Here is a 14,520-nt window from a genome sequence, read left to right as displayed (position 1 = left end):
AGAAGTCAAAGCAGTTATTCTGCCTCGACTTCTATTTTTGTTTTAAATGACTTCCAATGTTTGTAACTAATGATATACTCTGCCACACTATTATCTGGTAAAAATGTTTGTTTTTCTTGAAGAACAGCCGGTTCTCTAAAGCTTAGTTCTAATGCATTAGTAATAAACGCATCTTCAGGAAATACAATCTCATTTGTTTCAACCGATGACTGTGTAAATAAGTCTATCCCAAAATCTTTTCGCACTCGATCATAAATACTTTGATACTCGGATAAATTTGTACTGATAGGCTCTTTCATTAATTTTTTTGGTAAATGTGTGATATTTAAAATAAATGGAATTCCTTCAGATGAACGCACTCGTACAATTTTATAATAACTATCATTTTTAGATAGCTTTAGTTTTTTCAATACATCTGGTTGATTCTCTTTTGTTACAGATAAAACATCTATTTTTTCAGTATCTAATGAATGGTTTTCAATATCAGAAAAACGAACTGTTTTAGATATCTTAGCTTTCGACACAAATGTCCCCTTACCTTGTATCCGGTATAAATACCCCATAGATGTTAGCTCATTCAATGCTTTGACTGCTGTAATCGAACTAACAGAATAACGTTTTTTAATATCCGCCTCGGAATAAAACTTATCCCCTGGCACAAACACATGATTTCTTATTTCTTCTAATAAATCATTTTTAATTTGTTGATACTTTGGAATCATCATTTCAACCCCTTTCTATAAACATTTCCATAACATATTAAGTTATTAATAATAATATACATCATTTTTTCTATAAAATAAATAAAGAAAGTGTTTACACATTGTTTAACTAATGATATATTTATGTTGTAAAAACCTAACATGTTAAGTTGTTAACTTGAAGTTAAACAGGAGGGATTCAATTGAAAGATATCATTTTAGTCAGTCATGGTGATATGGCCAAAGGAGTCAAACATAGTTTAGAAATGATTACGGGAAAACAAAAATCGGTTCATGTTGTCTCATTAAAAGAGGATGGTGATGACAAACAATTTGAAAGCGATTTATTAAAAATCATATCCAAACTAAATGGTAAAAAACTAATTATCGCAGATTTACTTGGTGGAACACCTTGTAATGTTGCTCTGACTCAATATTCAGAAGATGATGATGTTGATATCATCGCAGGTATGTCACTTCCTTTAGTTGTAGAAGCCACACTCAATACGCAAGCGACAACGAAGGATCTAATTAGAAGCGCTAAACAAAGTGTTGTAAATGTTAAAAACCAACTTGAACAAAGCACTCATATCGGTGAGGGAAATGACATTGATTTAGACAAATATGCTGAGTTCAAAGGAAAGGAAAATATTGTCAACATTCGTATTGATGAGCGATTGATTCACGGACAAGTTGCAGGAATTTGGTCAACTAGCTTAAATACACAACGAATCATTGTTATTAACAATGAGGCGGCAACAGACCCGTTACAAAAATCATCTCTTCGTATGGCAGCTCCAACATCTATGCGTTTATCAGTTTTAACCATCAAGAATGCTGTAAAAAATATCAATTCTGGAAAATATGGTAAACAACGTTTGTTCATATTATTCAAAAACCCTACTGACGTCTTAAAATTTATTGAAGAAGGCGGCAACATTAATCGCATTAACGTTGGTAATATGAGTCATAAAAACGGGGCACGTGAAGTCACTAAAAGTATTAAAGTCACTAAAGATGAAGAAGTAGTATTTCACAAAATTGCTGAACACGGAGTTGACATCACTGCTCAATTAGTACCAAATGATCCAATCATTAATTTTATGGAAAAATTAGATCGTTAAAAAAATAATGCTTTACAAGGAGGATAATTATGCACAGTTTAGGAACATTTCAAATTATATTAATTACGATTTATGCATTTATTGCTATTAATGACTCTCTTATTTCAAACACATTAACTCAACCTGCAATTGCTGGTATGATTTCTGGTCTTATTATGGGAGATTTAACAACTGGTTTAATGGTTGGCGGGACACTTCAATTGATGCGTTTAGGGATTGCCGCTTTTGGTGGAGCATCTGTTCCCGATTATTTCACCGGAGCTGTACTAGGTACGGCATTTGCGATTATTTCAGGTAAAGGTGCCGAATATGGCATCGGGCTTGCAGTTCCCGTGTCACTGTTGATGTTACAACTAGATGTTATCGCTCGTTTTTGTAACGTGTTTTTACTACATAAAATTGATAACGCGATTGATAACTTACAAGTGAAAAAAATCTCTCGTTTAGTTCTTTCCGGATCATTCTTATGGGGATTCTCACGTGCGATCCCAATTTTACTAATGCTTTTAATTGGTGATAATGCCGTTATTGCTATCACAAATGCGATTCCTGAATGGTTAATGAATGGACTTAAAACTGCCGGTGGCGTACTACCTGTAGTCGGGGTTGCGATTCTTTTACGATACTTACCAACAAAACAATACATTCCTTTCTTATTATTAGGTTTCTTCTTTGTAGCATACTTGCAAGTACCTATGTTAGGAGTAACTATCATCGGACTTGTTGCAGCTATTTTAGTTTTCAAACGCGATTCAACTAAAGGGTCTGTTGGAGAAGCCGCTGTGGCAAACAACTCTACTAGTTTAGAAGGAGGATTTGATGGAGATGAGTAATAGCAAACAATTAACTAAAAAAGATTTAACAACAATGAGCTGGCGCTATATTTTAGGAAGTCAGTTAAACTGGAACTACGAACGTATGATGAGTTCTGGATATTTATACGGAATCATGCCAGCACTTCAAAAATTCTATGGTGATGATGAAGAACAATTTAAAGATATGATGAAAACTCACAACCAATTCTTCAATACTAATGCAATTTTCGGTAACTTAATCATGGGGATTGATGTTGCGATTGAAGAACAAGATGGCTATGCTGCTAAAGATACTATCGTTGGTCTTAAAACGGCCTTAATGGGCTCATTAGCCGGCGTTGGGGATTCACTCTTCCACGTAATCTGGGGAACAGTATTTGGTTCTATCGCTGGAACGCTTGCACAAAATGGATCAGTCGTTGGCTGTCTTATCTGGATAGTTGCAAATATTGCTTTATTATTTGGTCGTGCTGCACTACTTCCAATGGGATACAAACAAGGGGTTAAATTAGTTACAACATTAAAAGACAAATTAGCTGCTTTTACAAATGCTGCGACTATCTTAGGGGTAACAGTTATTGGCGCCTTGATTCCTTCAGTTATCAAAGCTAGTGTGCCTATGGTTTATAAGAAAAATGGTGTTGAATTAGTTATCCAAGATACACTTGATTCTATCTTACCTGCCTTAGTTCCAGTTTTACTAGTTATATTAACTTACTGGATGCTTGGTCAAAAGAAACTAAATTCTACACGCGTTATCTGGATTATCTTAATCCTTTCAATTGCGCTTAGTGCATTTGGTATTTTAGCTTAATTATTAAAATCTAACCATCAAGCTATTTTTAAAATAGTCTGATGGTTTTTTTGTCTTCTCTAATAATATCTTCTACACATAAACTGAAAATTATTCTGCTATAATATAACCTTGAAAAGGAGTGTTTTAATGACGTACTTTAAACATCTATTTAACACAAGAAAAACAAACGATTCCTTTCTCCGTCCTTTAGGAGCTGAATTAGCCATGTTTATCACACTTTTATTTGCTATCGCATTAGATAATACTTTGATTGCGACAATTGGCATTATGGGGACCTTCTCTTATTTGTATTTTCAATATACATCGGTTCAACAAAATTTTATTTATATATTAGGACACGGTGTTAGCTTGTACTTAGCATTTACACTAGGCATACTATCTAGTTATAAAACGGAAATGATTCCCTTCTTAATAAGCAACATCTCTTTTATCTGTTTTATTACAACGAAATTATTTAATGTTCCAAAACCTGATTACTTTTTTTATTTTAATGTTATTTGCTACAGGAACTAACTTAAAGAATACTCATAATGCATTACAAACAAGTCATTATTTATTATACGGTATTTTAGGAGCTATTATTTCTGGTATCATTATTTCGTTATTATTAAAATTACCATTAAACCAACAAGTAAAAACTAATAATAAACTGAGTGTACAAGACAAGTATTATATTATGATCTATAAAGACCCTGATATTATATTAAAAGCATTGCATTTTTCTTCTATCATTTTCTGTTCAGCTTACCTTTCAACTCTGTTTAATGAGCAAAACGGCTATTGGATTTTAATTACTTCTGTCGCTATTTTAGGTGGAGAAAACATGGACGATATCAAAATCCGTTCCCACCAAAGATTGATTGGTAGTGTTGTCGGTTTAGTACTAGGTGTTATTTTAATTAACTTACATTTACCAAAAATCATTATCTATTTATCGGTTGTGTTACTAAATATTGGTGTTGTATTTTTCATACCAAGAAATTATGCCATCGCCAATTTTTTTACTAATCCACAAATCTTATTATTAAGTACCTTGAACTCTACCTCTGTCAACCTATTAATCGTACCTTACCGTTTACTTACTACTCTTATCGGTGTCTTCATTGTGTTAATACTCATGTATTTATTTGATTACGGGCTATCTATTTCAAAAAAAACAATACTAAAAACCACCACTTTACGGATTAAAGCATAGTAAAGTGGTGACTTGATTTTTAAAACAATCTCATATAATTCTCTTCATTGTTTCTATCTATTTTCACAACACCGAATTGTCCATAGACTGGATGTCCATCTATTTTATATAATTTGTGGCCTGAATAAGTATCTTCAATCATCGAATAAATCAACCACTCTTGTCCATCTATTGTGATTGCCATTCCGTAACATTTTTCCTCTGAGCATAACTTATTATCAGTTTTTTGTACTGTGGTTTCTTTGACTACAGCATTACTGTATTTAGTCAGAACAGTATATTGAGTTGGTTGACTACTTGTTGCCACAATTTTTTCATTAACAACTAAATCATTGTATGTTGGGGCAAAAAAACTTTCTTCTACATGCATTGATTCTTCACTGAAATAGGCATAATATCGCTTTTTTTTTATATCCAAGCTAACATAATCCTGTTCTTGTCGTGCTTTTATCTTTGGATTTAAATTAAAATAGCGCGTCATATTAGAAAATGCATTCTCTCCTATATCAACAACCTGATCTAAAATGATAAAACTATCTAATTCTTTTATGTATAATACTGTCCGCACGACTTTAAAATCTCCATTAACTTGAGTATCGATGTACGCACTTCTTACGGCCCAAAAACGATCATCTTCATAGACACGGTTAGATAAACTTGTTGGAACAGCTTCAAATCCCCATGAATCCACGACCTCACCAAATGGATGACTATTTATCACAACGGTATTGTGTTGCGGTGCTTCTTTTAATAAATATCTAAGCGGTGACTCGACGTAAGTTAAACGTCCGTTATCTACCAAGATATTATCACCACCAAGTGTGACATCAATGTGGCATAAACTAAGATGCCCATGCCCGCTCCCTAATGGGCCATTGTATAAATGGGCGTAAGATGACGTAGAATGCCAATCATCATGGTAATAATAATTTCCTGTGAAATGATCCGTCATTATCTTAGGAAATTCCTCATCTACACACTGAGTTATATTTTTTTCCCATGTTGAATAATCTATCTCGCGGTGACTAAAGTAAAGAAGTAAATAATCAACCGTTACATGATTGGCAAAAAGCGGCGGCAAAGATTGTTGGTAGAGTAGCGATAAAGTTTGCATCACATCATCTATTCTCATCTCATCTGTGTCCCCTTGTAGAATAGTCGTCCCTTCTGGTGTCACAAAATGTGGCATAAAATGATACATAGACAAAATCTTTTCTTCTAATAATGTTTGTACGGGATAATCTTTTAGTACGTCACTTTGGTGGGTACACACAATACTTCGTAGCACTTCCATAAAATATAATGGCGACTGTTCCCAGTGATTACCAGATGGTTGGATTTGTAGGTGTAATTGATGTGTTAAACGACGTATCATGCGTTGGTACACACTTGACTCACACATGTCACCCACACGATGAGAAATGATAAAAAATCCAGCAACAATCAATATTCCCCAATTACTCAAATCATACTTCTCGATATAGGCATCATCCAAATAGTTTAATTGTTGATAGATACTCTGTTTTATTTTTTCATTATCAGACACCCTGAGTAACAATTCTTGGTCCAAATAGCGAATCATAATCTCCCAATACATCAAACGAATTCCTGTATCAATGGTTCGCCAATTTTCGGTCGTTTGATTTTTAGTAATCCAGTCTAATACTAAGTCTTTTCCTTTTTGTAGATAACAAATATCACCAGAAATATCAAAACTCAGACACAAATCTAGTAAATATTCTTGACGATTAAGCATATAATTCCACTCTTCATCTTCAAATGGGACATGTGTCCAGTCAATGCCATCAACAAACGCAATAATGTCACGACAAGGTTCCATATCATATGGGTGAATAAATTGAAATTTGTTTTCTAGTAATAACTGACTATTCTCATGCATCAACATGATATTTGCCTCTTGTTTATTAAAAAATGTCCTCTTCATTATCTCGTCTCCTCTAACAAAAAGAAGCCACGTTCATCTATATAATAGAGTTATCGTGACTTCTTTGCTTGATTATTTTTCTTCGTTGTATCGACCAATGAGAGAGTGTTTATCCACTCGTATAATGGTATCTTCAGCTATTTTTAGATGAACAATATGTTCGTCAATTCGACTAATTTTTCCAATAATCCCACTATTCATCATGACTTGGTCACCAACTGATAATTCATTTAAAAAAGATTGCATATCGACTAATTGCTTTTGTTGATATTTTTTCTTTGCAAGGGGTAAAACAACGACATAAAGTATGACAAGCAGTATGAGTAAGATAATCCCGACTGTTTTCATGTTTTAGATACCTTCTTCTGCAGTAACCGATACATCATCCACTTTTTCTTCAGAAATATCAGGCATTACCATCAACATTTCTTTGCTTTCAGCCATACTATTTGATAACTCAACAGAAACATTATCTGTCGTTAAAATACCCATGCTGTTTTTCATGTATAAATCTAAAATTAGATTTAAGGACACACTAGATAAGATGAATTGATTTTTTTTACCTAGTTCTAATAACAAACGTGTTGCGATTTGATGAGGTGCGCCCCCTGTCATATCAGCAAAAATCAAGACATTGTCATTTTCTATTAAAAAGGCTGTTAATTGTTGTTCGTACTCTCCATGAGTTAAATTGTGATCTAAATCAAAATAGTGTAACTGTTCATTACTTCCTGATAATAATTTTAAGGCTGAACAAACACCTGACGAGAAATTCCCATGACCTACTATGCATACTTTAAACATTTTCATTCCACCCTACTATTTTAAGATTCCTAGCATTGATAAAGCGATACCTAACACAATAAGCAATGCAATCAAACGGTATGTTGACCATTTGTATTTTCTGATTAATACATATACCCCTGCTGTAACTAAAACTGGTAAAAGATTTGGTGCGATTTTATCAAACACTGTTTGAAGTGCCACAACTTGATCTTTTCCTTCAACTTTTGTCACATATTCAAGTGCCAAATTAGCTTTAACAAATGATACGGATAATCCTGAGATAACCGTTACACCAATTGTTGTCGCAATTTTTGCGATACTTGCCATTTTTTCACTCAATGTATCAATGACATTTGTTCCTAGTTTATAACCTAAGTAACCCATCAACATACGTAAACCAAATGTGATACCAAACATACACACGATGAAGAAGATAGGACCAGCTATTAAGCCATCTAATGCCATACCTGCTGCAATTGTTGAGAACAATGGTGCTAATCCAAATTGAGATAATGAATCCCCAATCCCTGATAAAGGTCCCATCAACGCAAATTTAATGGCACGTGTGTCTTCTTCATTTTGACCACTATCATACATGGCTAATTGCATGCTTGTAATAAATGGAACTAACTGAGGGTTTGTGTTATAAAACTCTAAGTTAGAAATGGTAACGTCTTTTAATTTTTCTTCGTCATCTTTGTAAATTTTTCTAAGAGAAGGAAAAAGAATATTCGCATATCCTGTTCCTTGATAATTTCCATAGTTAAATCCATTTTGTAACACGTATGAACGTAAACTTGCTTTAAAATAATCTTTTTTTGTTAATACTGGTTGTTGGTTAGATGCCATCTTCGATTACCTCCTCTTGTTCGTCTGCTTGCCCATTACCTTTGTTATAGAAGTTGTTTAATGCTAAGATTGCGCCGGCAAAGGCTAACCCAATAACTGGCATTGCTAAATAAGAAATACACACATAACCTAATAAAATAGCTGGAATGAATTCTTTTTTCACCATAACGTTTAAAATCATCGCAAAACCAATAGCTGGTAACAAGCCACCTGCAACAGATAATCCTGAAATAAGTGCTTGAGGAATAATATTAACAAAAGCACGTAATACTTCAATACTCATTGTCGCAACTAAACCAATGATAAAACCAAATACCCCAAAACCGATAAATGTTAAGTTTGATGTTAATTTAAATGATTTGTAGTTTCCTTCTTGGATAGATTTTGTTGCCCAAGAAAGTGATCCGGCATTTAATGAATAGATAAATGTAATCACAAATTGAATCATCACAGCAAATGGGAATGATAAAGACAATGCTGTTGGCACGTCCATTCCTGTATCTTTTAAAGCAATTGCCATAATAGTCCCAACAACACCTGGTCCGATTGGGTTAGGTGGAACAGTTCCTCCAGCCCCAACACCAAATCCCATAAAGGCTAATTCAGCTGTCGCTCCCATTAATAACCCCGTTTGAACATCACCTAAAATAAGTCCGACACCAAATGATAAAAAGATTGCACGGTTAGTATAAATACCAATTAACTGACCGATTAAACAAAATGAAACAAATAACCCTACTAATAATGCCTGTACGAATGTTGCATCCATTTATTTTACCTCCAACGATTAATTTTCTTCGACGTATTTGTTTAAATCTAACCCACCACCAGCGTCGCCGCCCATTGGTGTTGTTTGTGTGTTGAAATGTACCCCGTGTTCATTGTGTAATGTTTTCAAGGCAGCTAAATCCTCTTCACCAAGTGAAATGTAATTAGTTAATTGTTTTTTACCTTCTGCAAAGTGAATGTTCCCAACATTTAATTCTTTGATTGGTATGCCTCCTTCAACTAAACGTAAAACATCTTTAGGATTTTTAGCTACTAGGAAAATCGATTGTTTAGGTGATGCTTTATGAATCTTGTCGCATGTTTCTTCAATACTGAAAAAACGCATTCCGATTGATTTAGAAATCAATGATTTCATCAATGTTTGTTGGATGCTACTTGTAGATACCTCGTCATTAGCCACGATGACTAAATTTGCCCCTAATGAATTAATCCATAATTGTCCTTGTCCGTGAATCAAGCGTTCGTCGATTCGCACCATTTTAATGTTTGGTTCTGTCATTGTTTTTTCCTCCTACCAGTATAATGTCCAATCTTTATAAAAACGAAGTAAGGCTTCCATGTAGAAATAGTCTCCCCAAATGTTCGCTTCATCCACACCTTTTCCTGAATGCCATGAGTAAACACCATGAGTTAATAAGCCATTTTCTTTTTCTAAGTCTGTGTAAGTATAATTTTTAATCAAACTACCCAACATCGCATGAGAAGCGTAACGATACGTCATTGCCAATTCATCTGATTCTGGCAAGTATTTCAACATTTCATTCATGCCACATACCGCAATCGCTCCAGATGAAGAATCTCTTGATTGACCACTGCCATCAGTAAAGATTAAATCCCAATATGGAACTAAATCCTCTGGTAAACGATTTAATAAATAGTTTGTAACAGCTTTGAAGTCCTCTACAATGTAATCATTGTGTGTTTGATAATATTGAAGTGCCATACCATACACAATCCATGCTTGTCCTCGTGCCCAACTTGAATCGTCTGAATACCCTTGACGAGTCACGCCTTTTAATGGTTCACCTGTTTTAGGGTCGAAGTAGAATGTATGGAAACTTGAAGCATTTTCTCGAATCGCTGTTTTTAATGTTGTTTGATAGTGCTTGTCCGCAATATCTGAATACGTCATATCTCCCGTTTCTTCTGATGCCCAGTAAAGAAGTGGGATGTTTAACATGCAATCAACGATTAAACGGTAATTATCTTCTGCACCTAACTCGCCCCAAGCTTGAATGAATTCACCTTTTTCTTGGTATCTAGAAATCAGTTGGTCTGCTGCTAAAATGCTAGCTTTTTTAGCTTCTTCATTTCCTGTTAATTTGTATGCGCTCACACAAGACGGGATGTAAAGAAACCCTAAATCATGATGATCAACTTCTATTTTTTCTTCAATACGATGTAAAAAATCGGTGACATGTTTGTCAGCTAATTGACGATATTTTTCGTCACTAGTGTATTCATAAGCTAGCCATAACATCCCCGTCCAAAAACCATTTGTCCACTCGATATTTTTCATTTTCTCATAAAAACCATTTTTAGTAGCAGGACTTGGATAGGTTTCACCAAATTTTTTAATGTTCTCATCTACTAAAGCCACTGCATGATCTAATGCACCTGTGATGTCTTTTTTAGATAATAATCCTGATCCATAATAACGTTGTGCATTTAATAAATCTTCTTTTATCATCGCCACTTCTCTCCTTTATTAGTCTCACTTTATATATAGCAAGTATCGTGCCAATTTTTTAAAACGCTTTATTGATAACGTTTTAAAAACGAAACATTGGATGTGTAACCAAAAAAATCGGATTTACTTTATTAAAAAGTAAATCCAATTAGATTTGCTTGAAACAATTGATGCAAGTAGGATATTTCCCCTAAATCAACTGAGACATGATAGACTGACTCAAACTTTTCCAACCCTTGTTTAATAACATTTATAAAATAGGAGTGATTTTTACTAAACTCTTCTTCATCCATTAAAGTGTTTTGAACATACTCTCTAGTAATCACACGCTCAATCATACAACTGATATGAATATATAATGCTGTCTTTAGATTATTCGGAATTTTTATATCAAAAGCTTGTTCCCAATAATCAATCATCGCTGAAATTAACTCAATGGTTTTTTCTGGATTTAAAATACTTAACATCGTAACCAAATTCTCTAATGACAAAGTTTTCATAACACCATTATTCAAATGTTGAATGTCTAATGGGGCCAAATACAGCTCAAATATGTTTGCCAAATGCTTGTACCCATCTTCAGATACCACATCATCAATCCCAATATATTTCACACCGTCAACTTGCGGATCAGCAGTGCCTAAAATACCGATAATATCATAACGATTAAACATCGTAGTATTGGTTTTCATTTTTTTCAGATGTGCATAATCGGATAAAACAAGTTGAATTGGCGTATTTTTAGGTAAATTTTCAGAAATGACTTCTTGTAATTTCTTAGCTGTCCCCATACCTGATTGGCACGAAATAATTAATGCTGGGACTTTTTTCTTATCTGGTTGGAACATAGAGTAGGTTGAAAAATGCTGACGAGAAGATTCTTTTCCAATCATTTCAATATGTTCATTATTCACAATTCTAAAACCAACATCTAGTGCTAGTTGAGTTGAGACATTGTTGATAATCACAATTGATCCGTCCACACGATGCTCGAGCGCTTCTTTTAAGTCGTGCGTATGACCAATATCAATCAATATAATCGTGCCATTGGCTGTTTCATGTAAGGAAAGGTAACGTTGCAGCTTCACGATAATCTCATTAAAACTCACATCTAATGACATATCAATTCCTTGATACACCTTTTGACCAATCATAGCGTTCGTTGTTTCCGCTAGACTAGATGCCGTGCTTTTTCCATGGCAAATTATCACACCATTGATTTGTTCTTTATGTTTCAAACGACGATAATAAGTAAAAATCATATTTAAAATCAAATAGTCCCACTCATTTAATTCAATATGGCCGATATTTGACATCTCTTTAAACAAATAAACAAATAAATCAACGGTATTCGTAACATACTCTAGCTTTTCTTTAAACAATTGATTGTACTGTTTTACTCTATCGACTGCATACTCACTGTCTGATTCTCTAGCTAACAACAGCTCGATAAATAATAATAAAATGTCACGTGTTTCTGGCAATACTTCAATTTGGTGCGTTTCATACATCACACGACAAACCTCATCAATCATGGATACTAACTTGATTTTTAATGGCTTGTCTATCAACGCCCGGTTATTAATTGATTTAAACTGTTCCTCTATTTTTTCAAACGACACATTAATCCAGTAATGCGAATTGAGTTCTTCTCTCAAATATTGTTTGCCAATGCTATCAAGCTCTCCGTATAATACATCAAAAAACGTCGCAATAGACCGATAACTTGGGTCAATGACCGTCCCAGTTGGGGTGATTTTTATTTTATCTTTTGGCGTTAAATCAATTGCTCGAAATGCTTCTTTTTTCATATTATCAGGTAAATCACTAATCGAAACCGTTAATTCTTCCCCTAACCCTTGACGAACAAAGGCATTACCACAAATGTAACGGATTAAATTTTGTAATTCTCCTACGTTTCCAACAAATTTATAAGCTAATAAAAAATGAAACAACGCATCTTCAATTAAAATATCTTTTTTCAGTAACAAAGCTTCTTGTCTAAAAAAATGATACAAGAATTCACGTTTTTCTCTAATACCACGACTTTCTAGTGACGGCACTTTTGCTACTATCGGAATACGTCTTGTGAATGTATCCAGCAAGTAATCATCCAATGTTTCGGTTGTCGCAAACATTAATCTCACATCTGCATGTGACCATATTTCATTTTCTCCTACTGGCTTGTATTTTCCCTCATCAATAAAATAAAACAATTTTTCTTGATTTTCTGGTGTTAAACGATGGACTTCATCTATGAATAACACACCTTTATCAGCTAATGCTAATAGCCCCTTACTATCCTCATCAGCCCCTGTGAAACTTCCCTTTTTGTGCCCAAATAATTTAGAAGATAATAATTCTGGATTATCTGCATATTCTGCACAGTTAAATGTAATTAAAGGTGCTGTTTCATCTAATAAATCCATTTGTTTCGCATAATCATAAAAGCGCTTAACTAAATATGTTTTCCCAGAACCTGTTGGCCCAGTTAAAAGAAACGGCATTCCTTTTGGTGGATAACTTAAAGCAATTTTTCCTTGCTTAATCACATGATTCAAACTACTTTGACTGCCAATCAACTGATCAAAGACATCGGTTTTATCTGCCAATAATTCCTCAAAAGAGTCATAAACAGATTTAGATAATTCTTGATTTAAAAAATCTGAGACCAATTGTTTTGGCAAATAATAGACTGGTTTAGAATTAATTTTGATTAATTCACCTTCTTTAAACAAGTTGTTTAGATGGTGATTAACAATATTTGTTTTCTTCCCTGTCACCTCAGATATATGATGAGTTGTTGCAAAGTCACATGATTCTTCATTTAATGTATCGACTAATTCAAATCCTTGTTCTAAAAGCAGTAAATAATTCACTTTATTCATCCGTATCATCCTATACTCTGACTTTCTAGTTAAAAAATCCACAAGATAAATATCTTGCGGATATAAGCTTTGGTAAAAAAATTATAGTTCATCTCAATCTATTTGTAAATTATAAATCAAACTCTTGGCTATATTCTTTTCCAAATACTTCAATTTGTGTTAACGCTGGAAACGGTGAGTCATCCTCATGTTTGATGAGATTTTTTAATGTCACACTCGTCACAACAGTTGATGGAATATCAAAGAACTGACGATCAAGAGCATTCGTTGTGTCAAGCACATACTCATCTCCTGTCGATAACTCTAAAGTCACACGTGTCCAGTAACTATCATGTGGATAATCTCCACGTAAGACAAGTGCTACTTTATCAATTAATACTTCGCGTGCGAAATCAATCGTAATTTGCGCATCCGCTCGTTGATTAATTCCCCATGATTGATATGGGTATGACCCATGATTTTCATTTGCGACAATTCCATCAATAGCATTTCTAGCAAAGAATGTTGAGTCATTACGTGTTTCCACATTTGCATAGGCATGAGGATAACCTTTCGAATCATCTTTTTGATCGTGCGGATTTTTAGCTAAATTTCTGTAGGCGTTGATTTCATCTATTGTCGGTAACCACGCTTTAACAAAATGTCTAGTTCCTTTAAACACGTTTGGCGAATAAGCTAAACCTAACTTTTCATCTAAAATCACTTGATAGTGCCACTTGGTACCCTCTACATAAATCAAACTAGGCTCAATCGCTGCATCCATCTGTACCCAAACTAGTTGATTTGGTTCACTTAAAGTCAACTCAAAATAATCTCCTAATTGATAGGGATAATTCTTAAAAACTAAGTACGTCTCACCTTCTCTAGAATGTTCTTGTTTTATGGTTTCTTTATTTTTTAACGATAAAGTTAACATGTTCT

At 34.0% G+C, this 14,520-nt stretch carries 15 protein-coding genes; 5 read left to right on the top strand and 10 right to left on the bottom strand.

Features of this window, described 5'->3' with window-relative positions:
* Positions 1-14: 14 nt before the first annotated feature.
* Positions 15-722: a GntR family transcriptional regulator gene (locus tag DW196_RS08980; protein ID WP_118251010.1), complete on the bottom strand. Its 708-nt coding sequence runs from the start codon at positions 720-722 to the stop codon at positions 15-17.
* Positions 723-904: 182 nt separating this feature from the next.
* Here DW196_RS08980 and DW196_RS08975 point away from each other — a divergent pair, with 182 nt between their 5' ends.
* The 5 genes from DW196_RS08975 (at position 905) to DW196_RS08960 (ending at position 4,652) form a co-directional block, all read left to right on the top strand.
* Positions 905-1,825: a PTS mannose/fructose/sorbose transporter subunit IIAB gene (locus DW196_RS08975; RefSeq protein ID WP_118251009.1), complete on the top strand. Its 921-nt coding sequence runs from the start codon at positions 905-907 to the stop codon at positions 1,823-1,825.
* A 29-nt stretch (positions 1,826-1,854) separates the two neighbouring features.
* The gene (locus DW196_RS08970; RefSeq protein ID WP_079346272.1) at positions 1,855-2,658 is read left to right on the top strand and encodes a PTS sugar transporter subunit IIC; all 804 of its coding nucleotides are present in this window, start codon (positions 1,855-1,857) and stop codon (positions 2,656-2,658) included.
* Positions 2,645-3,454: a PTS system mannose/fructose/sorbose family transporter subunit IID gene (locus tag DW196_RS08965; RefSeq protein ID WP_118251008.1), complete on the top strand. Its 810-nt coding sequence runs from the start codon at positions 2,645-2,647 to the stop codon at positions 3,452-3,454. Before DW196_RS08970 ends, DW196_RS08965 begins: the two co-directional genes overlap by 14 nt.
* A gap of 129 nt (positions 3,455-3,583) precedes the next feature.
* Positions 3,584-3,970, top strand: coding sequence for a hypothetical protein (locus DW196_RS11270; protein ID WP_147408682.1), 387 nt, complete (start codon positions 3,584-3,586; stop codon positions 3,968-3,970).
* Complete coding sequence (locus DW196_RS08960) at positions 3,915-4,652, top strand: FUSC family protein (protein ID WP_118251007.1); 738 nt, start codon at positions 3,915-3,917, stop codon at positions 4,650-4,652. Before DW196_RS11270 ends, DW196_RS08960 begins: the two co-directional genes overlap by 56 nt.
* Before the next feature lie 19 nt (positions 4,653-4,671).
* Here DW196_RS08960 and DW196_RS08955 read toward each other — a convergent pair whose 3' ends face one another.
* From DW196_RS08955 to DW196_RS08915, 9 genes are all read right to left on the bottom strand, one after another.
* Positions 4,672-6,597 carry a heparinase II/III family protein gene (locus DW196_RS08955; RefSeq protein WP_118251006.1) on the bottom strand — a complete coding sequence of 642 codons (1,926 nt, stop codon included), beginning with the start codon at positions 6,595-6,597 and terminating at the stop codon, positions 4,672-4,674.
* A gap of 72 nt (positions 6,598-6,669) precedes the next feature.
* On the bottom strand, positions 6,670-6,945 hold the full coding sequence (gene yajC, locus DW196_RS08950; RefSeq protein ID WP_118251005.1) for a preprotein translocase subunit YajC: 276 nt from the start codon (positions 6,943-6,945) through the stop codon (positions 6,670-6,672).
* A gap of 3 nt (positions 6,946-6,948) precedes the next feature.
* Positions 6,949-7,401: a PTS sugar transporter subunit IIA gene (locus tag DW196_RS08945; RefSeq protein WP_158563560.1), complete on the bottom strand. Its 453-nt coding sequence runs from the start codon at positions 7,399-7,401 to the stop codon at positions 6,949-6,951.
* 15 nt (positions 7,402-7,416) lie between these two features.
* Positions 7,417-8,232 (bottom strand): PTS system mannose/fructose/sorbose family transporter subunit IID, encoded by an 816-nt coding sequence (locus DW196_RS08940; RefSeq protein WP_079346280.1) that lies wholly within the window; start codon positions 8,230-8,232, stop codon positions 7,417-7,419.
* Positions 8,222-9,001, bottom strand: a complete 780-nt coding sequence (locus tag DW196_RS08935; RefSeq protein WP_079346282.1) for a PTS sugar transporter subunit IIC — start codon at positions 8,999-9,001, stop codon at positions 8,222-8,224. The genes DW196_RS08940 and DW196_RS08935 overlap by 11 nt, the downstream gene beginning before the upstream one ends.
* 18 nt (positions 9,002-9,019) lie before the next feature.
* On the bottom strand, positions 9,020-9,520 hold the full coding sequence (locus DW196_RS08930; protein WP_071456083.1) for a PTS sugar transporter subunit IIB: 501 nt from the start codon (positions 9,518-9,520) through the stop codon (positions 9,020-9,022).
* 12 nt (positions 9,521-9,532) lie between these two features.
* A complete protein-coding gene (locus DW196_RS08925; protein ID WP_118251003.1) occupies positions 9,533-10,711 on the bottom strand; it encodes a glycoside hydrolase family 88 protein in 1,179 nt (392 codons plus the stop codon).
* A gap of 131 nt (positions 10,712-10,842) precedes the next feature.
* Entirely contained in the window at positions 10,843-13,599 is a 2,757-nt protein-coding gene (locus tag DW196_RS08920) for a sigma 54-interacting transcriptional regulator (RefSeq protein WP_158563559.1), read from the bottom strand.
* Between the two features lie 109 nt (positions 13,600-13,708).
* Positions 13,709-14,515, bottom strand: coding sequence for a hypothetical protein (locus DW196_RS08915; RefSeq protein WP_118251001.1), 807 nt, complete (start codon positions 14,513-14,515; stop codon positions 13,709-13,711).
* Positions 14,516-14,520: the final 5 nt, after the last annotated feature.

Origin of the sequence: Vagococcus sp. AM17-17, from assembly GCF_003471765.1 — a bacterium.
GTDB classification, from domain to species: domain Bacteria; phylum Bacillota; class Bacilli; order Lactobacillales; family Vagococcaceae; genus Vagococcus; species Vagococcus teuberi.
This window is presented reverse-complemented; position numbering and strand designations above follow the sequence as displayed.